20 protein-coding genes are annotated in these 20,707 nt (G+C 72.2%); 11 read left to right on the top strand and 9 right to left on the bottom strand.

The genetic code is table 11. The features are described from left to right. Positions 1 to 171: 171 nt before the first annotated feature. A complete protein-coding gene (gene ftsH / locus ACFVQG_RS07900; protein ID WP_383378107.1) occupies positions 172 to 2,220 on the top strand; it encodes an ATP-dependent zinc metalloprotease FtsH in 2,049 nt (682 codons plus the stop codon). Between the two features lie 154 nt (positions 2,221 to 2,374). Next, positions 2,375 to 2,980, top strand: coding sequence for a GTP cyclohydrolase I FolE (folE, locus tag ACFVQG_RS07895; RefSeq protein WP_383378105.1), 606 nt, complete (start codon positions 2,375 to 2,377; stop codon positions 2,978 to 2,980). Between the two features lie 10 nt (positions 2,981 to 2,990). Here the strand turns inward: folE and ACFVQG_RS07890 are convergent, their stop codons facing one another. The 5 genes from ACFVQG_RS07890 to folP form a co-directional block, all read right to left on the bottom strand. Continuing rightward, a complete protein-coding gene (locus ACFVQG_RS07890; RefSeq protein WP_383378103.1) occupies positions 2,991 to 3,479 on the bottom strand; it encodes a DUF3180 domain-containing protein in 489 nt (162 codons plus the stop codon). Positions 3,480 to 3,541: 62 nt separating this feature from the next. Further along, positions 3,542 to 4,153 carry a 2-amino-4-hydroxy-6-hydroxymethyldihydropteridine diphosphokinase gene (folK, locus tag ACFVQG_RS07885; protein ID WP_383378101.1) on the bottom strand — a complete coding sequence of 204 codons (612 nt, stop codon included), beginning with the start codon at positions 4,151 to 4,153 and terminating at the stop codon, positions 3,542 to 3,544. Then, positions 4,150 to 4,509: a dihydroneopterin aldolase gene (gene folB / locus ACFVQG_RS07880; protein WP_383378099.1), complete on the bottom strand. Its 360-nt coding sequence runs from the start codon at positions 4,507 to 4,509 to the stop codon at positions 4,150 to 4,152. Before folB ends, folK begins: the two co-directional genes overlap by 4 nt. Positions 4,510 to 4,777: 268 nt before the next feature. Then, positions 4,778 to 5,281: a nuclear transport factor 2 family protein gene (locus ACFVQG_RS07875; protein WP_383378097.1), complete on the bottom strand. Its 504-nt coding sequence runs from the start codon at positions 5,279 to 5,281 to the stop codon at positions 4,778 to 4,780. Then, positions 5,278 to 6,255 carry a dihydropteroate synthase gene (folP, locus tag ACFVQG_RS07870; protein ID WP_383378095.1) on the bottom strand — a complete coding sequence of 326 codons (978 nt, stop codon included), beginning with the start codon at positions 6,253 to 6,255 and terminating at the stop codon, positions 5,278 to 5,280. The genes ACFVQG_RS07875 and folP overlap by 4 nt, the downstream gene beginning before the upstream one ends. 176 nt (positions 6,256 to 6,431) lie before the next feature. Here folP and ACFVQG_RS07865 point away from each other — a divergent pair, with 176 nt between their 5' ends. Beyond that, entirely contained in the window at positions 6,432 to 7,718 is a 1,287-nt protein-coding gene (locus ACFVQG_RS07865) for a hypothetical protein (RefSeq protein ID WP_383378093.1), read from the top strand. Between the two features lie 20 nt (positions 7,719 to 7,738). On the opposite strand, the gene ACFVQG_RS07860 is transcribed toward ACFVQG_RS07865, so the two are convergent. Then, on the bottom strand, positions 7,739 to 9,067 hold the full coding sequence (locus tag ACFVQG_RS07860) for a PH domain-containing protein (protein WP_383378089.1): 1,329 nt from the start codon (positions 9,065 to 9,067) through the stop codon (positions 7,739 to 7,741). Continuing rightward, a complete protein-coding gene (locus tag ACFVQG_RS07855) occupies positions 9,064 to 9,588 on the bottom strand; it encodes a PH domain-containing protein (protein WP_383378087.1) in 525 nt (174 codons plus the stop codon). Before ACFVQG_RS07855 ends, ACFVQG_RS07860 begins: the two co-directional genes overlap by 4 nt. A gap of 31 nt (positions 9,589 to 9,619) precedes the next feature. On the opposite strand from ACFVQG_RS07855, the gene ACFVQG_RS07850 reads away from it, so the two are divergent. Beyond that, complete coding sequence (locus ACFVQG_RS07850) at positions 9,620 to 10,771, top strand: NADH-quinone oxidoreductase subunit D (RefSeq protein WP_383378085.1); 1,152 nt, start codon at positions 9,620 to 9,622, stop codon at positions 10,769 to 10,771. Between the two features lie 15 nt (positions 10,772 to 10,786). On the opposite strand, the gene ACFVQG_RS07845 is transcribed toward ACFVQG_RS07850, so the two are convergent. Next, the gene (locus tag ACFVQG_RS07845) at positions 10,787 to 11,797 is read right to left on the bottom strand and encodes an SAM-dependent methyltransferase (protein WP_383378083.1); all 1,011 of its coding nucleotides are present in this window, start codon (positions 11,795 to 11,797) and stop codon (positions 10,787 to 10,789) included. A 143-nt stretch (positions 11,798 to 11,940) separates the two neighbouring features. On the opposite strand from ACFVQG_RS07845, the gene ACFVQG_RS07840 reads away from it, so the two are divergent. From ACFVQG_RS07840 to ACFVQG_RS07830, 3 genes are all read left to right on the top strand, one after another. Further along, on the top strand, positions 11,941 to 13,143 hold the full coding sequence (locus ACFVQG_RS07840) for a sensor histidine kinase (RefSeq protein ID WP_383378081.1): 1,203 nt from the start codon (positions 11,941 to 11,943) through the stop codon (positions 13,141 to 13,143). Between the two features lie 225 nt (positions 13,144 to 13,368). Then, positions 13,369 to 14,040, top strand: a complete 672-nt coding sequence (locus ACFVQG_RS07835; protein WP_383378079.1) for a response regulator — start codon at positions 13,369 to 13,371, stop codon at positions 14,038 to 14,040. Positions 14,041 to 14,071: 31 nt separating this feature from the next. After that, a complete protein-coding gene (locus ACFVQG_RS07830; RefSeq protein WP_383378077.1) occupies positions 14,072 to 14,704 on the top strand; it encodes an AAA family ATPase in 633 nt (210 codons plus the stop codon). 5 nt (positions 14,705 to 14,709) lie between these two features. Here the strand turns inward: ACFVQG_RS07830 and ACFVQG_RS07825 are convergent, their stop codons facing one another. Next, positions 14,710 to 15,906 (bottom strand): threonine aldolase family protein, encoded by a 1,197-nt coding sequence (locus ACFVQG_RS07825; protein WP_383378075.1) that lies wholly within the window; start codon positions 15,904 to 15,906, stop codon positions 14,710 to 14,712. A gap of 195 nt (positions 15,907 to 16,101) precedes the next feature. Here ACFVQG_RS07825 and ACFVQG_RS07820 point away from each other — a divergent pair, with 195 nt between their 5' ends. From ACFVQG_RS07820 to nadC, 4 genes are read left to right on the top strand one after another with little or no spacing between them, the layout of a single operon-like run. Beyond that, positions 16,102 to 17,022, top strand: a complete 921-nt coding sequence (locus tag ACFVQG_RS07820) for a Rossmann-like and DUF2520 domain-containing protein (RefSeq protein ID WP_383378073.1) — start codon at positions 16,102 to 16,104, stop codon at positions 17,020 to 17,022. Continuing rightward, positions 17,019 to 18,011, top strand: a complete 993-nt coding sequence (panC, locus tag ACFVQG_RS07815) for a pantoate--beta-alanine ligase (protein WP_383378070.1) — start codon at positions 17,019 to 17,021, stop codon at positions 18,009 to 18,011. Before ACFVQG_RS07820 ends, panC begins: the two co-directional genes overlap by 4 nt. Beyond that, positions 18,008 to 19,729 carry an L-aspartate oxidase gene (locus ACFVQG_RS07810; RefSeq protein WP_383378068.1) on the top strand — a complete coding sequence of 574 codons (1,722 nt, stop codon included), beginning with the start codon at positions 18,008 to 18,010 and terminating at the stop codon, positions 19,727 to 19,729. Before panC ends, ACFVQG_RS07810 begins: the two co-directional genes overlap by 4 nt. Positions 19,730 to 19,734: 5 nt before the next feature. Continuing rightward, positions 19,735 to 20,706 (top strand): carboxylating nicotinate-nucleotide diphosphorylase, encoded by a 972-nt coding sequence (nadC, locus tag ACFVQG_RS07805; protein ID WP_383378066.1) that lies wholly within the window; start codon positions 19,735 to 19,737, stop codon positions 20,704 to 20,706. Position 20,707: the final 1 nt, after the last annotated feature.

Raw genomic sequence — 20,707 nt, 5'->3', positions numbered from 1 at the left:
AGCTCCGTACGAAGATCGGGAACCCCGGCGGGCCTCGCGCCGTTGGAGCATGCAGACGGGTTCGCCAGCCGTCCCGCGCGGCTTGGGGCCACAATGCTGGGGTACCGTCAGAAGAACTGTCTTATCAAACTCACTATGGCAGGAGGGACGGGGCGGCACCGCTCCGTATGGATGGACGTGAAGCGATACTTCCGTGGGCCGGTCATGTGGATCGTGCTGGCCGTCCTTGCCGTGGTCGTGTTGATGCAGGTCGTCGGCTCGTCCGGCGGCTACAAGACGGTGGACACCGGCCAGGTCGTCCAGGCGATCAATGACAACAAGGTCGAATCAGCCAAGCTGACCACCGGCGACGAGCAGACCATCAAGGTCCAGCTCAAGGACGGCGTAAAGGTCGAGGACAGCTCGAAGATCCAGGCGAGCTACATCGGCGACCAGGGTGTGACCATCGCCCAGACGCTGCAAACCAAGTTCCAGGACAAGCAGATCCCGGACGGCTACACCGTTTCGCCGTCCAAGCAGAACCCCTTTGTCGGCGTGCTGCTCTCGCTGCTCCCCTTCGTCCTCATCGTGGTCGTCTTCCTGTTCCTGATGAATCAGATGCAGGGCGGCGGCTCGCGCGTGATGAACTTCGGCAAGTCGAAGGCCAAGCTCATCACCAAGGACACCCCGAAGACGACGTTCGCGGACGTCGCCGGGTCGGACGAGGCCGTCGAGGAACTCCACGAGATCAAGGAGTTTCTCCAGGAACCGGCGAAGTTCCAGGCCGTCGGCGCCAAGATCCCCAAGGGCGTACTGCTGTACGGCCCCCCTGGTACGGGCAAGACGCTGCTCGCGCGTGCCGTCGCGGGTGAGGCGGGCGTTCCCTTCTACTCGATCTCCGGTTCCGACTTCGTCGAGATGTTCGTCGGTGTCGGTGCCTCCCGGGTCCGTGACCTGTTCGAGCAGGCCAAGGCGAACGCCCCGGCGATCGTCTTTGTCGACGAGATCGACGCGGTCGGCCGGCACCGTGGCGCCGGTCTCGGCGGCGGTCACGACGAGCGCGAGCAGACCCTGAACCAGCTGCTGGTCGAGATGGACGGCTTCGACGTCAAGGGCGGCGTGATCCTCATCGCCGCGACGAACCGGCCCGACATCCTCGACCCGGCGCTGCTGCGCCCCGGCCGCTTCGACCGGCAGATCGCGGTCGACCGCCCGGACATGCAGGGCCGCCTGGAGATCCTGAAGGTCCACCAGAAGGGCAAGCCGGTCGCCGAGGACGTCGACCTGTCGGCCGTCGCCCGCCGTACGCCGGGCATGACGGGTGCGGATCTGGCCAACGTGCTGAACGAGGCCGCGCTGCTGACGGCCCGCAGCGACCAGAAGCTGGTCGACAACAAGATGCTCGACGAGGCGATCGACCGTGTCGTGGCCGGTCCGCAGAAGCGGACCCGGATCATGTCGGACAAGGAGAAGAAGATCACCGCGTACCACGAGGGCGGCCACGCCCTGGTCGCGGCGGCCTCCCCGAACTCCGACCCGGTCCACAAGATCACGATCCTGTCCCGTGGCCGTGCCCTCGGCTACACCATGGTCCTGCCGGACGAGGACAAGTACTCGACCACGCGCAACGAGATGCTCGACCAGCTGGCCTACATGCTGGGCGGTCGCGCGGCCGAGGAACTGGTCTTCCACGACCCGACGACGGGCGCCGCGAACGACATCGAGAAGGCCACCAACCTGGCCCGCGCGATGGTCACGCAGTACGGCATGACCGAGCGGCTCGGCGCCATCAAGTTCGGCGGCGACAACAGCGAGCCGTTCCTCGGACGTGAGATGGCTCACCAGCGCGACTACTCGGAAGAGATCGCCGCGCTGGTCGACGAAGAGGTCAAGAAGCTCATCGAGACCGCGCACAACGAGGCGTGGGAGATCCTGGTCGAGAACCGCGACGTCCTCGACAACCTCGTCCTGGCCCTCCTGGAGCGGGAGACGCTGGGCAAGGAGGAGATCGCCGAGATCTTCGCCCCGATCGTCAAGCGTCCGCCGCGGCCCGCCTGGACCGGTTCCTCCCGCCGTACGCCGTCCACCCGTCCGCCGGTGCTCTCCCCGAAGGAGCTGGCACTGACGAACGGCGCCAACGGCGCGACGGCGGCGATCACCGCGAAGAGCACCGCCAGCGCCCCCACGGAGACCGGCGGCCCGGTGGCCGAACCGGCCCCCGAGGAGCGTTCCGACAGCTGACGCGCCGCGCCGGTCCGAGTGAGGGTCACCTCACTTGGCGAGGAATGGATGCCGCGCCCCCCAGGTTCTAGCCTTGGGGGGCGCGGCATTTTCCTATTTCCGCAGATCGGACGCGTGCTCTCACGCGTGACAGCACAGGAACGAGGCACCACACATGACCGACCCCGTGACGCTGGACGGCGAGGGCACCATCGGCGAGTTCGACGAGAAGCGTGCCGAGAACGCCGTACGCGAACTGCTGATCGCGGTCGGCGAGGACCCGGACCGTGAGGGCCTCAAGGAGACGCCCGCGCGGGTGGCGCGGGCGTACCGGGAGATATTCGCCGGGCTGTGGCAGAAGCCGGAGGACGTGCTGACCACGACGTTCGACATCGGGCACGACGAGATGGTGCTGGTGAAGGACATCGAGGTGTACTCGACCTGTGAGCACCACCTGGTGCCGTTCCGGGGCGTCGCGCACGTGGGGTACATTCCGGCCACCAGCGGCAAGATCACCGGGCTGTCGAAGCTGGCCCGGCTGGTGGATGTCTACGCCCGTCGGCCGCAGGTGCAGGAACGACTCACCACGCAGATCGCGGACTCCCTGATGGAGATCCTGGAGCCGCGCGGGGTGATCGTGGTCGTGGAGTGCGAGCACATGTGCATGTCGATGCGCGGGATCCGCAAGCCGGGCGCGCTGACCATCACCTCGGCGGTGCGGGGTCAGCTGCGGGACGCGGCGACGCGCAACGAGGCGATGAGCCTGATCATGGCGCACTGACCCCGCGGGGTCACGCCGCCGGTGCCGCGCCCGGGCCGCCCTGTTCGTCGTCCTCCGGGAGCTTGCAGACGCGCTCCAGGAAGAGGGCGGCCGCTATGACGGCGATGCCCGCCACGACCGAGGTTCCGGCGTAGATGGCCTGGTCACGGCGGGCGGGGATGTCGAGGAGTTCCAGCAGGAAGACGCCCGTGCCGCCGTACATCCCGGCGACGAGGGCGGCGACCAGGGCGCTGGCCTGGCCGAAGACCACCGCGCGGGCCGCCATCATCGGGTCGACGCCCTTGGCGTCGGGGCGCCGCTCGCGCTGGGCCTTGAGCCGGGAGCGCAGTGAGAGCGCCGTGGACAGCAGGACCGCGGCGATCAGGGCGAGGACGATGGGGGCGGCCAGGGGGACGCTCGGCAGGGTTCCGACGGAGTTCCACAGGCGGGCGCCCGCCCAGGACAGGATTCCGGCCACGACGAACACTCCGGCCAGCGTCCTGATGCGCAGCTCTCTCACGGTGTCCCTTCGGCTCCCTGGATGTCCGGCGGACCGGACGGTGGTCGTGTCGACCTTAACGACTACTCGGGCAGCCGGAGTTCCAGGTCCGCTCGCGGGGCGACGCCGTCCCGGGTCACGGTGCCGAGCAGAGCGGCGACGGGGCCGCGGCCGGGCAGCTGGGCGTCGGGGTCGACGTCGTGCCAGGGCGCGAGCACGAAGGCGCGTTCGTGGGCGCGCGGGTGGGGCAGGGTGAGCTGCGGGTCGTCGGAGACCACGTCGGCGTACGCGACGATGTCGACGTCGAGGGTGCGCGGGCCCCAGTGTTCGTCGCGGACCCGGTGGAAGGCCTCCTCGACCGCGTGCGCCCGCTCCAGCAGGGACGACGGGGGGAGCGTGGTCTTCAGGACCACGACCGCGTTGAAGTACGAGGGCTGGCTGCCGGGCTCGACGCCCCACGGCTCCGTCTCGTACACCGGCGAGACCGCCTTGATGCGCAGGCCGGGGGTGTCCTCCAGGGCGTCGACGGCTCCCTGGAGGTTCTCGAGGCGGTTGCCGAGGTTGGAGCCGAGGGAGATCACCGCGCGCTGGGGGTTGTGCAGGGTGGTGTCGGCGGCGTCCACCTTCTCGACGACGGAGGCGGGCACCGGCTGCACGGTCGGGTCGCTCTGCCCCTCGGTGAAGAACGCGGTCATGCTCGACTCCGGGAGATCGTGACGGTCACGTCGTCGAAGGGCACCGTGATCGGCGCGTCGGGTTTGTGGACGCTGACCTCGACCTCCTCGACCCCTTGGTGCTTCAGACAGGTCTGGGCGATGCGTTCGGCCAGCGTCTCGATGAGATTGACGGGCTCACCCTCGACGACGGCCACGACCTCCTCGGCCACGATGCCGTAGTGCACGGTCTTCGCCAGGTCGTCGTCGGCCGCGGCCGGTCGGGTGTCCAGGCCGAGGACGAGGTCCACGACGAAGGTCTGGCCCTCCTCGCGCTCCCTGGGGAACACCCCGTGGTACCCGCGAGCCCTCAGGCCGCGCAGCGCGACACGATCCACGCGAATCACTCCTGCAATCGTCGGTTGTGGCCGGTTCGTAACGGGTGCGGGCTCCACACCGGCCTCGGACGAATCTACCTGCGGGCACTGACAGAGCCGGGCCACGGGGGCACGGCCCGGACCGGGGCCGGGAGGATTCACCAGGTGTTTCCCCCGGGGAATCCGGCGGCTCACGGGCTGGTAGCCGCCCATACCCGGGGGACCGTGATTCCAACCACGTTCGGCCTTGGTCGGACCGCGTAGCGGCCCTCGTGGTCCGCCTACCCCCTCAGGAGGGCGTGTCGTCGTCCCCGTCCTCGTCGGTTTCGGCGAGGACGGGGGAGGCGTGGTGCGACCAGAGCTTCCATCCCTCCGGCGTGCGCCGGAACACGTTCGTGGCGACCACGAGCTGCCCGACGAGCGGCCCCAGCTCATCGCCGCCCTCGGGCGGGGGACCACCGCTGAGGATGTTCTCGGTGCAGGTCACCAGGGCGGTGTCGCCGGTGACGGAGACATGCACGTCGGTGAGGAAGAACTGGATGTAGTCGGTGTTCGCCATGATCAGCGCGTACGACCTCAGGACCTCGCCGCGACCGGTCAGCACCGGCCAGCCCGGATGCACGCAGGAGATCACGCCGGTGTCCGCGGGGTCGTGGTACGTCTCGTCGACGCCCAGGTCGCCGGGGGCGAGCCAGAGCCTGGAGACCTCTTCGAAGTCGCCCCGCTCCAGTGCCTCGTAGAAGGCGGTGTTGGCCTGCTCGACCTGCTCGACGTCGGTGTGGGGGGCGCTCACGGGGTGGCCTCGGGGTGGGCTGCTTCGGGGTTGTCTTCGGTGGTGTCCTTGTCGCGGGCCGTGTTGTTCTCGGCGCGGGCTGCCTCGGCGTTGTGCTCGGCGCCGTGCTCCGGGGTGCGCGCTCCCTCGATGGCGCGTGCGACCCGTACCGCGTCCGCCGTCGCGCGCACCTCGTGCACGCGGACCGCCCACGCTCCGGCGTGCGCCGCGAGCGCGGAGACGGCGGCGGTGGCGGCGTCGCGTTCCCGCGCGGGCGGCGGGGCGCCCTCGGGTCCGGCCAGGACGCGGCCGAGGAAGCGCTTGCGGGAGGCGGCGACGAGCAGCGGATGGCCCAGGGCGTGCAGCCGGTCCAGGGCGGCGAGCAGGGCGAGGTCGTGTTCGGCGCCCTTGGAGAAGCCGAGGCCGGGGTCGACGACGATGCGGTCGGGGGCGATGCCGCCGTCCAGGACAGCCGCCACGCGCGCGTGCAGTTCGTCGACGACTTCGGTGACCACGTCGTCGTAGACGCCCTTGACGTTGCCGCCCGCCAGGAAGCCCCGCCAGTGCATGACGACGAAGGGGGCGCCCGCCTGGGCCACCACCGGGATCATCGCGGGGTCGGCGAGTCCGCCGCTGACGTCGTTGACGAGTGCGGCACCGGCCGCGAGGGCCTGCTCGGCGACCGAGGCGCGCATGGTGTCGACGGAGATGGCGACGCCCTCGGAGGCGAGTCCGCGGACGACGGGGACGACCCGGCGGAGTTCCTCGGCCTCGTCGACCCGGGTGGCGCCGGGGCGGGTGGACTCGCCGCCGACGTCGACCAGGTCGGCGCCCTCGGCGACCAGGTCCAGGCCGTGCTTGATGGCGGCGGTCGTGTCGAACCAGCGGCCGCCGTCGGAGAAGGAATCGGGGGTGACGTTCACGACCCCCATGACCGCGCAGCGGTCCCACTCCGGAAGACCCGCGACCTGTCCGCGTCCGCTCTGCTTGCTCATACATTCAGCGTAGGCCCGACCGGGGCGCCGATCTGCAACGGCATGATCAAAGACGACCGGATGTTCATTGCAAATGATCTTGCCTGAAATTCATGGATCGTTCGAAGTCGTCGTGATGGCTTTGTTTTTACGGCCCCGGCCACCACGATTCGCCTACGCGCGGTAAGTTTCTGGCCATGCCACGTGGACGTCACCGCCATTCCCCGCCTTTGCACAGGCTGCTGCCTCCGTCGGCGATCGCAGGCGTCTCCCTTGTCTGCGCACTGGGTCCCTGGGTGTTCACCGAACCGGGCGTGCTCCGCGGTCTGGCCGCGGCGGCCGCGCTGACGGCGGTGACCGGCGCGGTTGTCATGCGCCGCTGGGACACGCAGGCCGGTAAACAGGTGGCCGACCTCACGCGCGCGCGGGCGGGCGACGAGTGGCGTTTCGAGGAACGGGTCGCCGAACTGGAGACCGACCTCGACGAATCGCGCGAACTGCGCGTCAAGCTGGAGCACCGACTGCGCACCAAGCGCGCGGAGTTGCAGAAGCTGCGCAACGAACACGCGGGCCTGCTGCGGCGTTACGCCACCGCGGAGACCGAACGGGCGAGCGCCCTGGAAGGCCGCCGTCTGCTGGAGATCGAGGCCGCCGTACCGGCGCCCGCGCTGCCGCCGGGGCCGGTGGCCGAGGAGACCGAAAGCGTCGAATCCGCTGAATCCCCTGAAACCGGCGTGCGGAAGGCGACGGTTTCCGGACTCTTCTCGCCGGAGGGCTCCCAGTTGTTCCTGCGCGCGAACGCGGCACTCGCGCGGTTCGACGGTGACGCGCCCGCGCGGAAGGACAGCGCCACCGGACCGCGGGACGGAGCGCGACAGCACGACGAGGACAAGGCCGGGGCACGCAAGCCCGAAGCCAAGGCGACTGAGGCCAAGGCGACCGAGGCCAAGGCGACCGAGGCCAAGGCAACTGAAGCCAAGGCGCCCGAAGCCAAGAGCGCCGAAGCCGAGGGATCCGGATCCAAGGAACCCGAGGCCCAGGAGGCCGAGGTCAAGGGGAAGCCCGAGGCGGCCGACGGGCACCAGCGCGCGGTCGCCGACACCAAGGGTGCGGAGAGCGCTGAAAGCGTGAAGGACGCGCGCCCCGCCCCGCCCGCGCGGCAGCCCGGCGGCCACTTCACCGTGCCGACCGCGGTGGCCGTCGTACCGGCGAGCGCGCCCGTGCGGCGCCCCACGGCCGAGGGCGGCTTCGACTTCTTCGGTACGAAGCAGTCCGGCGCCAACGAACTGGAGGCCGCCGTGCAGAACGAGGACCTCGCCGACGTCGTCGGCCGGGAGGCACTCGACCTGCACAAGGCGGAGGCCGAGTCCGGGTTCAAGCCCGCGGACGAGGGCTCCCGCGCGGCTGGTCAGGTCATCGACCTGACGGAGCACGACGAGACCGAGCAGATCGACCTGGAGCGCCTGCGCACCGCGGCCTCCTGACTCCCGCCCGCGTGGGTGGCTCAGGCCATCCAGCGGTCCGGCCGGGCGTCCCTGCGCCCGGTGCGGGACCGCTCGGCCTGGGCGCGCAGGATCCCCGCGGCCTCCTGAGCGTCCCTCAGGCGGGCTGTGACGGTCTTGTTGGCTCCTGTGTCCACGTGTACGTCCGTGAGGCCCCAGAGGCGCTGCCAGGGGCCCTGGGTGAGGCGGACGCTCTGCACCTTCGCGTGCGGAACGAGCGCGAGGCTGCGGCGCAGCAGCCCGTGCCGGGCGGTGAACACGGCGTCGGTGGCGCCGAAGCCGTACCCGCGCCACCACACCGGCACGCACCGGCCCGCGCGGCGCGGCGGCCGGGACAGCGCCGACCGCGACGGCACCCGCACGCCGGGCAGCACCCGGGCGACGACGGATTCGGCGACCTCGCGCGGGGCGACGGGAACGAGCAGCGAGTTGGACGATCCGGCCACGTCCAGCTCCACCCGCACCCAGCCGCGCCGCCGCCACAGCAGCGGCTCCACGATCCGCACGGTCTGCACCCGCCCCGGCGGCACCGTCTCGTGCACCCGGTCGAGGAGCCCCCGGTCGATGCGCAGTCCGTCCGGTGAATCGCCCACCGTCCAGTCGTACTCGGCGACGAACCGTCCGACACTGCTCGCGCCCGCCGCGCCCAGCAGCGGCAGGCCCACGGCGAGGACGGTCCACACGCTCCCCGTGACCAGCCACAGCACCGGCGGTACGACAACGGCGGCGGCCAGCGCGCCCCAGGTGGCGCCGGTCAGCACCAGCGAGAGGGCGAGCACGCGCGGCGGCACCCGCAGCAGCCGCTGGACCGGTGCCTCGCCGACCTGATCCGCGGTCTCCGGCGCGAAACCGGCCGCCCGCGCGAGCAGTTCGGCACGCAGGGTGCGGGCCTCCCGCTCGCCCAGGAAGGCGAGTTCGTCCTTCTTGGCCGTGCCGATGACGTCGAGTTTGAGCTTGGCGACACCGGCGACCCGCGCGAGCAGCGGCTGGGTGACGTCGACGGCCTGGATCCGCTCCAGGCGGATGTGCGCGGTGCGCCGGAACAACAGGCCGGTACGGATGCGCAGTTCGGTGTCCGTCACCGCGAAGTGGGTGAACCACCACGTCAGAAAGCCGTACAGGGCGGCGGCCGGGAGGAGCACCGCGAGCGCGAGCAGCAAGGTGGTCGTCGTCAGCCGGGTCAGCTGGCGCTGCGCCTGGTCCGGGTCGTGCAGGGCCCACCCGATGAGCACCGCGACCGGTGCCCACGCCCGCCGCAGCGGGGTCACGGGGTGCAGCCGCCGCTCGATCACCTCACGGCGGACCTTGTCGTGCGTCCCCGGCGTGGTCACAGCCCCGCCGATCGGGCCTCGCCCAGCTCGGTGAGCCGGTCGCGGAGCCGCTCCGCCTCGGCCGGGTCGAGCCCGGGAATGGTGGCGTCGGTCGCGGCGGCCGCGGTGTGCAGCTGCACGCTGGCCAGCCCGAAGTGCCGCTCCACGGGCCCGGAGGTGACCTCCACCAGCTGCATCCGCCCGTACGGCACCACCGTGGTCCCCCGCCACAGCACGCCCCGGCTGATCAGCAGGTCGTCGGCGCGCTCGGCGTACCGCCAGGAGCGCCAGTTGCGGCCGAGCATCACCCAGCCCCAGGCCGTCAGCGCCAGCGGCAGCAGCGCGAGGGCCGCCCACGCGGGGCCCGCGAACAGGCCGGGCAGCAGCCCGGTCGCCAGGGTCAGCAGCCCCAGACACACCACCAGCAACAGCCGTCGCATCCGCAGCAGCCCCGGCGGCAGACCGATCCACTCCGGCTCCGGCCGCGCCACCCCGGTGCTCTCGGTGCCTTCCGGGCTGTTCGCCGGGCTCCCCGTCTCCATGGAGCAAGCCTACGTAGGGGAGACTGTGTCCATGACTCCTACGACGGAGACCATGGTCGGGATCGGTGGCGCGGCGGAGAGCACCGACATGGTGCTCAACATCGGACCGCAGCACCCGTCGACGCACGGGGTGCTGCGGCTGCGGCTGGAGCTGGACGGTGAGCGCATCACGCACGCGGAGCCGGTGATCGGCTACATGCACCGCGGGGCGGAGAAGCTGTTCGAGGCCCGCGACTACCGGCAGATCATCATGCTCGCCAACCGCCACGACTGGCTGTCGGCGTTCTCCAACGAGCTGGGCGTGGTCCTCGCCGTGGAGCGGATGCTCGGCATGGAGGTGCCCACGCGCGCGGTGTGGACGCGCACGCTGCTGGCCGAGCTGAACCGGATGCTGAACCACCTGATGTTCCTGGGCTCGTACCCGCTGGAGCTGGGCGGGATCACGCCGGTCTTCTACGCGTTCCGGGAGCGCGAGACCCTCCAGAACGTGATGGAGGAGGTGTCCGGCGGGCGGATGCACTACATGTTCAACCGCGTCGGCGGCCTCAAGGAGGACCTCCCGGCCGGATGGACCACACGCGCGCGTGCCGCCGTGGCGGATGTGCGCTCGCGCATGGACGTCTTCGACGACCTGGTGCTCGGCAACGAGATCTTCAGGGGGCGCACGCGGGGCGTGGGCGTCCTCGCGCCCGAGACCGCGCAGGCGTACGGCGTGAGCGGGCCCATCGCGCGCGCCTCCGGCGTCGACTTCGACCTGCGCCGCGACGAGCCCTACCTCGCGTACGGGGAACTCCAGGACACCCTGAAGGTCGTCACCCGGAGCGAGGGCGACTGCCTCGCCCGCTTCGAGTGCCTGCTGGCGCAGACGCACAACTCCCTCGACCTCGCCGACGCCTGCCTCGACCGGCTCGCCGAGCTGCCGCCCGGGCCGATCAACCAGCGGCTCCCCAAGGTGCTGAAGGCGCCCGAGGGGCACACGTACGCGTGGACCGAGAACCCGCTCGGCATCAACGGCTACTACCTGGTCAGCAAGGGCGAGAAGACGCCGTACCGGCTGAAGCTGCGGTCCGCCTCGTTCAACAACATCCAGGCGCTGACCGAGCTGCTGCCGGGGACGCTGGTCGCGGACATGGTGGCCATCCTGGGGTCGCTGTTCTTCGTGGTGGGGGACATCGACAAGTAGCCCTCACGCGGGCCCTCAGTCGCCCAGTACGTCCTCGATCTCGACACCCACCGGCTGGAGCAGCCAGCCGAAGTCGCCGAGTCCGCCCGCCGCGGTCAGCTCGGCGGCCTCCCCGGCGCTCGCGAGGGCGCGCACATAGGCCACAGGGTTGGTGGAGGCGAGCGCGAGCGGGGGGCGTGCGCCGATGATGCCCAAGGAGTGCAGCGCCGCGCGCTGGGGGAGCAGGCGCCCGCCGGGCAGCGCGCACGCGTCCAGCGCGACATGCGCGGTGACGTCGCACGACCCGTCCGGCACGGGCGCCGTCTCACGGCCCTGCTGGAAGCCGGTCAGGGTGCCGTAGGGCGGCCGGGTGTCCGCCGTGTGCCAGTAGTCCACGGCGACGGCCAGCCCGCGCTCGACGCCGGAGACGACGTCCTCCCAGGCCTCGTCCCTGGGCAGCCCGATCTCCGCCCGCCGCCCCGCCTCGTCCGGCAGCGGCCACCAGTCCGCGAGCCACCGTGCCGCCGGGCCCGAGACCGCCTCCCCGAGCCGCTCGGCCCCGTCGTCGCGCACCTGCACCAGCCGTGGCACGCCCGCGGCGTCCACCTCCACGACGTCGACGGGGACGTTGTCCAGCCACTCGTTGGCGAACAGCAGCCCCACGATCCCGCGCGGGGGCTCGGCCAGCCACTCGATCCGCGGGTCGAGCCCCGCCGGGCGGTCGGCCAGCTCCACGGCACACGCGCGCGTGCGCGCCGCCACCTCCTCGGGCAGCGCCGCCAGCACCCCGGTGACCAGCTCGCCGCGGCCCGCCGCCATGTCCACGAAGTCCAGCACGTCGGGCGCGCCCAGCACCTCGTCGACCCGGCACAGCAGCTCCGCCACCGCCCGCGCGAACAGCGGCGACGCGTGCACCGACGTACGGAAGTGCCCGCCGGGGCCCTCGGGCCTGCGGTAGAACCCGTGGGGCCCGTACAGGGCCTCCCGAGCCGCCGCACGCCAGCCACGCCATGCACTCGCCGCACTGTCCGCCACATCGTCCGTCACGCGGCAAGGCTAAGCGCACGCGTGAGCGGCAGGACCAGGCGCACAGGGGAACGCAGCCTCCACCTTGCGGAGTACGCCGGGCCGGTGCGGATCGGTCCTCCGGTTGACTCCTGCACGCATCTCGTTTCCCTACGCTGGGTTACGTGCAGCGCCTCTATGACTTCCTCCGCAGGCACCCGACGTGGGTCGACGGCTTCTGGGCCCTCGTCCTGTTCGGGATGTCCATCGTGAGCGGGGTGTTCAGTGAGGAGGCCACCGGTACCCAGCTGCCAGCCGTGGTCGTCCCGGTCACGCTGCTGCTGTGCCTGGTCGTCGCGCTGCGCCGCCGGATGCCGGAGCGGATGCTGGTGCTCGGGGCCGTCGTGGGCGTGGCGCAGCTCGTCCTGGACGTGGCCACGCTGCCCGCCGACTTCGCCCTGCTGGTGATCGTCTACACGGTCGCCGCGGACGGCCCCCGCTGGGCCTCGCGGTTCGCGCTGGTCGGCGGACTGTGCGCGGCACCCCTGGCGCAGCTCCGCTGGCCGCAGGAGAACGCGAGCCCGCTGGCCAATCTGGCGCTGGCGATACTCCAGACGGTGCCCTTCGCGCTCGCGTGGGTGCTCGGCGACTCGATCCGCACCCGGCGCGCCTACTTCGCCCAGCTGGAGGAGCGGGCGGCCCGCCTGGAGCGGGAGCGCGAGGCGCAGTCGAAGGTCGCGGTCGCCGCCGAGCGCGCCCGCATAGCGCGCGAGCTGCACGACGTCGTCGCGCACAACGTGTCCGTGATGGTGGTGCAGGCCGACGGCGCCGCCTACGTCCTCGACGCCGCCCCCGACCAGGCGAAGAAGGCCCTGGAGACCATCTCCTCCACCGGCCGCCAGGCGCTCGCCGAGATGCGCCGCCTGCTCGGCGTGCTGCGCACCGGCGAACACCAGGAGAGCGGCGAGTACGTCCCCCAGCCCGACGTCGAGCAGATAGAGGATCTCGTCGAGCAGTGCCGCGGCTCGGGACTGCCCGTGGACTTCAAGATCGAGGGCACCCCCCGCCCGCTGCCCAGCGGTGTCGAGCTGACCGCCTACCGGATCGTGCAGGAAGCGCTGACCAACACCCGCAAGCACGGCGGACCGAACGCGGGCGCCAGTGTCCGCCTGGTGTACTTCGACGACGGTCTCGGACTGCTCGTCGAGGACGACGGCAAGGGTGCCCCCCACGAGCTGTACGAGGAGGGCGGTGAGGACGGCCGGGGCCACGGTCTGATCGGCATGCGGGAGCGGGTCGGCATGGTCGGCGGCACTCTCGACGCCGGGCCGCGCCCCGGCGGCGGCTTCCGTATCAGCGCCCTGCTGCCGCTCAAACCGGCGCACTGACGTCGGCGCACGCCCCGCGTTGACACCTGTAACGCCGCGAGCGCGGGAAACACCGACCACACTGACCACCGACCACACTGACTACCGACTACCGACTACCGACTACCGACTACCGACTACCGACTACCGACTACCGACTACCGACCACCGACCACCGACCACACTGACCACACCGACCACCGGACACACCGGAACACGGACCAGACGGACACGGAAGAGGACCCGATGACGATCCGCGTGATGCTCGTCGACGACCAGGTACTGCTGCGCACCGGATTCCGGATGGTGCTCGCCGCGCAGCCGGACATGGACGTCGTGGCGGAGGCGGGGGACGGCGTCGAGGCCCTTCAGGTGCTGCGCTCCACTCCCGTCGACGTGGTGCTGATGGACGTCCGCATGCCCAAGCTCGACGGCGTCGAGGCCACCCGTCGCATCTGCGCGGACCCCAACCCGCCGAAGGTGCTGATCCTGACCACCTTCGACCTCGACGAGTACGCGTTCTCCGCGCTGAAGGCGGGCGCCTCCGGTTTCATGCTCAAGGACGTGCCGCCCGGTGAACTCCTCGCGGCGATCCGTTCCGTGCACAGCGGTGACGCCGTCGTCGCCCCGTCGACGACCCGGCGTCTCCTCGACCGGTTCGCGCCGATGCTGCCCAGCCCCGGTGGCGAGCCGCAGCACAAGGCGCTGGAGCGGCTCACCGAGCGGGAGCGCGAGGTCATGGTGCTCGTCGCGCAGGGCCTGTCCAACGGCGAGATCGCGGCCCGGCTGGTGCTCTCGGAGGCGACCGTGAAGACGCACGTGGGCCGCATCCTCACCAAGCTGGGGCTGCGCGACCGGGTGCAGGTGGTCGTGCTGGCGTATGAGACGGGTCTGGTGCGCGCTGGCGGACACGGCTGACGGAGCCCGCCGCCGTCGGTAGGCTCCGCGCATGCTCCTGTGGATCAACGGCCCCTTCGGGGGCGGCAAGACACAGACCGCACACGAGATACGGCGCCGCCTGCCCGGCAGCGTCATCTGCGACCCCGAGCACGCCGGGTTCGGCCTCAACCGCATGCTGCCGCCCGGTCTGCGCGGCGACTTCCAGGACCTGGTGGCCTGGCGGCAGGGCGTCGTCGAGGTGCTCGACCTCGTGCTGAGCAAGCACGACGGCGTGGTGATCGCCCCGATGACCGTCACCGATCCCGGCCACTTCGCGGAGACCGTCGGACGGCTCGGCGAACTGGGCCACGACGTGCGCCACTTCACCCTCCTCGCCCAGCACGAGACCGTCCTCAGACGGCTGCGGGAGCGGGCCCCGGGGCGCCTCCTCCAGCGGATCGCCGGGAGGAAGGCCCCGCTGCGCGAGGAGAGCTGGGCGATACGGCAGCTCGACCACTGCCTGGAGCGGCTGCGCGAACCGGAGTTCGCCGAGCACCTGTGGACCGACCAGTCGACCGTCCCCAAGACGGCCGACCGCATCGCCGTCCTGGCCGGTCTCACCCTGAAGCCCAACCGCGAGGGCGCCTTGCGGACCCGGCTGCGGCAGGCGGCGGTCGGCGTACGGCACATCCGCCCCGACTGAGGGAGCTACGGCTTCTCGTTCTCGGCGACGACGTCCTCCAGCCGCGCCACGAACTCCGCCACCGCCTCCTTCACGTCGTCCGCCGTCCACTCCAGGCCAGCGGCCCGCACGTGGATCTCGGTGAAGGACGTCCCCGGGCCCTTCGGGTCCCACGGCCCGGCGAAGAGGATCACGCCGGTGGCCTCGGCGGCCCGGACCGCGGCCTCGGCGGCCACGTCGACGTCGTACGGCAGCCAGACCTGGAAGTCGTGCGTGGCGGGCTCCTCGGGCGCCACGCGGGCCCACGGCAGCCCCGCCTCGGCGAACCCCTCGCGCAGCGCGGCGGCCACCACGCGCGCGTGCCGTACGTACTCCGGCAGCCGGGGCAGCTCGCGCTCCAGGCCGATCAGGGCCGACAGCGCGGTCGGGAACTGCTGGAACAACTGGCCGCCGTAGCGGTGCCGCCAGGCCTTCGCCTCCGCGATCAGCGTCTCAGGACCGGCCAGCGCCGCACCGGCGAAACCGTCGAGGGACTTGTAGAACGACACGTACACGCTGTCCGCGAGGCCCGCTATCTCCGCCAGCGGGCGGTCGAAATGGACCGTGGTCTCCCACAGGCGCGCGCCGTCGAAGTGCACCACCGCGTCCCGCTCGCGCGCCGCCGCGACGACCTCCGTCAGCTCCTCCCAGGAGGGCAGCAGATAGCCCGGGTCCCGCAGCGGCAGCTCCAGCATCAGCGCTCCGAAGGGCTCCTCGAAGTCCCGCACCTCGGCGGCGGTCGGCTGCCGTGCCTCGCTGGTCAGCCGGACCGGGCGCAACCCGCTGACCTCGCTGAAGGCGTTGCGTTCGTGCACCTCGGGGTGGGCGAGCCCGTGCAGGGCGACGGTCCGGTTCCCGGTGCGGCCCGCCCAGCAGCGCAGGGCCACCTGCTGGGCCATGGTGCCGGTCGGGAAGAACGCGGCGGCCTGCGTGCCGAGCAGTTCGGCGACCTTCTTCTCCAGGGCCTCCACGATGCCGTCGCCGTACAGGTCGGCGGGCTGGTCCAGGTCGTACACCTCGGCCGCCGCGTCCAGCACGGCCAGGCGCTGCCGGAGGGTGGCGTGCACACCGAGACGCGCGAGCGCCCGTTTCGCGCTCCGGTAGGCGGCCTTGCGGCGCCGGTAGCGCTCCGTGCGCTCCTCCTCGACAGTCGTCCCGGTCGTGTCATCACGCGTGTCAGCCATGGTCCGGAATCATGCCGGGCGGCACCCCGCGCGGGCACCCGCATTTCCTCCCGCGCTCCCGTCGACGGCGTACGCGGTCCGGTCACGGAAACCCACAGCCTGTGGACAACCGAACGCCGCTCGAACCAATCGCGTTAACATGACGAGAAATCGTCCGGTACCCAGAGCGGACTGGAACGGGAAGGCCTCCGTCGCGTGAGTACAGTCCAACAACCAGACCCCAAGGACCGCCCCGCGCGGCTCACCGTCGGCGTCGTCGGCGCCGGTCGGGTCGGCCCCGCACTCGCCGCGTCACTCCAACTCGCCGGGCACCGCCCGGTGGCCGTCTCCGGGGTCTCCGACGCCTCCAGGAGGCGGGCCGCGCAACTGCTGCCCGACATCCCCCTCGTCACCCCCGCCGAGGTGCTGGAGCGCGCCGAGCTGGTCCTGCTCACCGTCCCCGACGACGCCCTCCCGGACCTCGTGGAGGGCCTCGCCGCCACCGGCGCGGTACGGCCGGGACAGCTCCTCGTGCACACCTCCGGCCGGTACGGCGCCAAGGTGCTCGACCCCGCCCTGCGCGCCGGCGCGCTGCCGCTGGCCCTGCACCCGGCGATGACCTTCACCGGCACCCCCGTCGACGTGCAGCGGCTCGCCGGATGCTCGTTCGGCGTCACCGCCCCCGACGAACTGCGGCTCGCCGCCGAGGCGCTCGTCATCGAGATGGGCGGCGAGCCCGAGTGGATCGCCGAGGAGAACCGCCCGCTGTACCACGCGGCCCTCGCCCTGGGCGCCAACCACCTGGTCACCCTGGTCGCGCAGTCCATGGAGCTGCTGCGCACGGCCGGTGTCGAGGCCCCCGACCGGATGCTCGGCCCGCTGCTCGGCGCCGCCCTCGACAACGCCCTGCGCTCCGGCGACGCCGCCCTCACCGGGCCGGTCGCGCGCGGCGACGCGGGCACCGTCGCCGCGCACGTCACCGAGTTGCGCAAGCACGCCCCGCAGACCGTCGCCGGGTATCTGGCGATGGCCCGCGCCACCGCCGACCGGGCCCTCGCGCACGGCCTGCTGAAGCCGGAACTCGCCGAGGACCTCCTCGGGGTACTCGCCCACGGCACCGAAGGGGACGCCGGATGACCACCGCCCTGCTGCACACCGCCGAGGAACTGCGGACACGCGCGCGTGGCGGACGCCGCGCCGTCGTGATGACCATGGGCGCCCTGCACGAGGGCCACGCCACGCTGATCCGCACCGCGCGCGAGATCGCCGGGCCGCACGGCGAAGTCGTCGTCACCGTCTTCGTCAACCCCCTCCAGTTCGGCGCGGGCGAGGACCTCGACCGCTACCCGCGCACCCTGGAGGCGGACGTCAAGCTCGCCGAGCAGGCGGGCGCCGACGTGGTGTTCGCCCCGTCCGTCGACGAGGTCTACCCCGGCGGCGAACCGCAGGTGCGGATCACCGCGGGCCCCATGGGCGAACGCCTGGAGGGCGCCTCCCGCCCCGGCCACTTCGACGGCATGCTCACCGTCGTCGCCAAGCTGCTCCACCTCACCCGCCCCGACGCAGCCCTCTACGGCCAGAAGGACGCCCAGCAGCTCGCGCTGATCCGCCGCATGGTGCGGGACCTGAACTTCGGCGTGGAGATCGTCGCCGTACCCACGGTCCGCGAGTCCGACGGCCTGGCCCTGTCCAGCCGCAACCGCTATCTGTCCCCCCAGGAGCGCCGTACCGCCCTCGCGCTGTCCCGGGCCCTGTTCGCGGGCCTGGACCGGCACGCCGCGCTGGAGGCGCTGCGCGCGCGGGCGCGGGAAGTGCCCTCCTCGCACGCGCGTGCCGAGGCGCTCAGCGCCATAGGGGAGTCCCGCGCGGCGGCCGACGCGCACGCCGTCGCCAAGGCCGTCCCCGGTGGCCCCGCGGCCGTCCGCGCGGCGGCCCGCCTGGTCCTCGACGAGGCCGCCCGCCTCGACCCGCCGCTCGTCCTGGACTATCTCGCCCTGGTCGACCCGGCCGACTTCACCGAGGCCGACGACGACTTCACCGGCGAGGCCGTCCTCGCCGTCGCCGCCCGGGTCGGCACGACCCGGCTGATCGACAACCTCCCCCTCACCTTCGGAGCCGCCTTGTGACCAGCACAGGGATACGACTGCACGCCCCCGCCCCGGGCTGGTCCATCGCCGCGGACGTCGTCGTCGTGGGCTCCGGCGTCGCGGGCCTCACCGCCGCCCTGCGCTGCGAGGCGGCGGGCCTGCGGACCGTCGTCGTCACCAAGGCCCGCCTCGACGACGGCTCCACCCGCTGGGCGCAGGGCGGCATCGCCGCGGCCCTCGGCGAGGGCGACACCCCCGAACAGCACCTCGACGACACCCTGGTCGCGGGCGCGGGCCTGTGCGACGTCGAGGCGGTACGCATCCTGGTCACCGAGGGGCCCGGCGCGGTCCGCCGCCTGATAGAGACCGGCGCGCACTTCGACGAGTCCGCCGAGGGCGACCTGGCACTCACCCGCGAGGGCGGCCACCACCGCCGCCGCATCGCCCACGCGGGCGGCGACGCCACCGGCGCGGAGATCTCCCGCGCCCTCGTCGAGGCGGTACGCGCGCGTGGCGTGCGCGCCATCGAGAACGCGCTCGTCCTCGACCTGCTCACCGACGCCGACGGCCGCACCGCGGGCGTATCCCTGCACGTCATGGGCGAGGGCCAGCACGACGGCGTGGGAGCCGTCCACGCGCCCGCCGTGGTCCTGGCGACCGGCGGCATGGGCCAGGTCTTCTCCGCGACCACCAACCCGTCCGTGTCGACGGGCGACGGCGTGGCCCTGGCGCTGCGCGCCGGGGCGGAGGTCAGCGACCTGGAGTTCGTCCAGTTCCACCCCACCGTCCTCTTCCTCGGCCCCGACGCCGAGGGACAGCAGCCCCTGGTCTCCGAGGCGGTACGCGGCGAGGGCGCCCACCTGGTCGACGCCGACGGCGTGCGCTTCATGGTGGGACAGCACGAACTCGCCGAACTCGCCCCCCGGGACATCGTCGCCAAGGGCATCATGCGCCGCATGCAGGAGCAGGGCGCCGAGCACATGTACCTCGACGCCCGGCACTTCGGCGCCGACATGTGGGAACACCGCTTCCCCACGATCCTCGCCGCCTGCCGCGCCCACGGCATCGACCCGGTCACCGAGCCCGTCCCGGTCGCCCCGGCCGCCCACTACGCCTCCGGCGGCGTGCGCACCGACTCCCAGGGCCGGACGACCGTCCCCGGCCTGTACGCGTGCGGCGAGGTCGCCTGCACCGGCGTCCACGGCGCCAACCGGCTCGCCTCCAACAGCCTCCTGGAGGGCCTGGTCTACGCCGAGCGCATCGCCCATGACATCGCGGTGGCCCACCGCCGCAACGCCCTCCACGCGCGCGTGCCCAAGCCGGTCCCGCAGCCGCAGCACCCGGCGCACCCGCTGCTGGCCCCGGAGTCCCGCTTCGCGATCCAGCGGATCATGACCCAGGGCGCGGGCGTGCTGCGCTCCGCCGCCTCCCTCGCCCGCGCCGCCGAGCAGCTCCAGCACCTGCACACCGAGGCCAAGGACGCGCTCACCGAGAACGGCAAGACCGCCGAGCCCGGCGTCGACACCTGGGAGACCACCAACCTCCTGTGCGTGGCCCGCGTCTTGGTGGCCGCCGCCCAGCAGCGCGAGGAGACCCGCGGCTGCCACTGGCGGGAGGACCACGCCGACCGCGACGACGACACCTGGCGCCGCCACATCGTCGTACGGCTGAATCCCGACCGCACGCTGGCCGTGCACACCACCGACACCGCAGACTTCCCCCCTACCCTCCCGCCCCACCGGCCCCAGGAGCAGTGACAGCAGTGACCACCCCTGACCTTCCCCTCGCCCAGAGCGGCGGCTGCGGCGACGGCTGCGCCTGCGGCGCCGACGAGGCGTACGCCGAGAGCGGCCTCGACCCCTCCCTCGCCCAGCTCCTGGCCGAATCCGGACTCGACCCCCTGGAGGTCGAGGACATCGCCAACGTGGCCATCCAGGAGGACCTGGCGGGCGGCGTGGACGTCACGACGGTCGCGACCATCCCCGAGGACGCCGTGGCCACCGCCGACTTCGTCGCCCGTGAGGCGGGCGTCGTGGCGGGCCTCAGGGTCGCCGAGGCGGTGATCTCGATCGTCTGCACGGACGAGTTCGAGGTCGAACGCCACGTCGACGACGGCGACGCCGTGACCGAGGGCCAGAAGATCCTCTCGGTCACCACCCGCACCCGCGACCTGCTGACCGCCGAGCGCAGCGCGCTGAACATCCTGTGCCGCCTCTCCGGCATCGCGACCGCCACGCGCGCGTGGGCGGACGCCCTGGAGGGCACCAAGGCCAGGGTCCGCGACACCCGCAAGACGACGCCGGGCCTGCGCTCCCTGGAGAAGTTCGCGGTCCGCTGCGGCGGCGGCGTGAACCACCGCATGTCCCTCTCGGACGCGGCCCTGGTCAAGGACAACCACGTGGTCGCCGCGGGCGGCGTCTCGCAGGCCTTCAAGGCCGTACGGGAGGCCTTCCCGGACGTCCCCGTCGAGGTGGAGGTCGACACCCTGCACCAGCTCCGCGAGGTCGTGGACGCGGGCGCCGACCTGATCCTGCTGGACAACTTCACGCCGATCGAGTGCGAGGAGGCGGTGGCCGTCGTCCACGGCCGCGCCGCCCTGGAGGCCTCCGGCCGCCTCACCCTGGACAACGCCCGGGCCTACGCCGAGACCGGCGTCGACTACCTCGCCGTAGGGGCCCTCACGCACTCCTCGCCGATCCTGGACATCGGCCTGGACCTGCGGGCCGCGGAGTAGG

This window comes from Streptomyces sp. NPDC057877 (assembly GCF_042796855.1).
Lineage (GTDB): Bacteria > Actinomycetota > Actinomycetes > Streptomycetales > Streptomycetaceae > Streptomyces.
This window is presented reverse-complemented; position numbering and strand designations above follow the sequence as displayed.

Bases quoted from the DNA above. Each gene is read 5' to 3' on its own strand.
- ACFVQG_RS07855 (WP_383378087.1), bottom strand. From the start codon at position 9,588: ATGGAGACGGGGAGCCCGGCGAACAGCCCGGAAGGCACCGAGAGCACC.
- ACFVQG_RS07865 (WP_383378093.1), top strand. From the start codon at position 6,432: ATGCCACGTGGACGTCACCGCCATTCCCCGCCTTTGCACAGGCTGCTG.
- folE (WP_383378105.1), top strand. From the start codon at position 2,375: ATGACCGACCCCGTGACGCTGGACGGCGAGGGCACCATCGGCGAGTTC.
- panC (WP_383378070.1), top strand. From the start codon at position 17,019: ATGACCACCGCCCTGCTGCACACCGCCGAGGAACTGCGGACACGCGCG.
- ftsH (WP_383378107.1), top strand. From the start codon at position 172: ATGGACGTGAAGCGATACTTCCGTGGGCCGGTCATGTGGATCGTGCTG.
- ACFVQG_RS07835 (WP_383378079.1), top strand. From the start codon at position 13,369: ATGACGATCCGCGTGATGCTCGTCGACGACCAGGTACTGCTGCGCACC.
- ACFVQG_RS07850 (WP_383378085.1), top strand. From the start codon at position 9,620: ATGACTCCTACGACGGAGACCATGGTCGGGATCGGTGGCGCGGCGGAG.
- ACFVQG_RS07830 (WP_383378077.1), top strand. From the start codon at position 14,072: ATGCTCCTGTGGATCAACGGCCCCTTCGGGGGCGGCAAGACACAGACC.
- folK (WP_383378101.1), bottom strand. From the start codon at position 4,153: ATGACCGCGTTCTTCACCGAGGGGCAGAGCGACCCGACCGTGCAGCCG.
- ACFVQG_RS07825 (WP_383378075.1), bottom strand. From the start codon at position 15,906: ATGGCTGACACGCGTGATGACACGACCGGGACGACTGTCGAGGAGGAG.
- folP (WP_383378095.1), bottom strand. From the start codon at position 6,255: ATGAGCAAGCAGAGCGGACGCGGACAGGTCGCGGGTCTTCCGGAGTGG.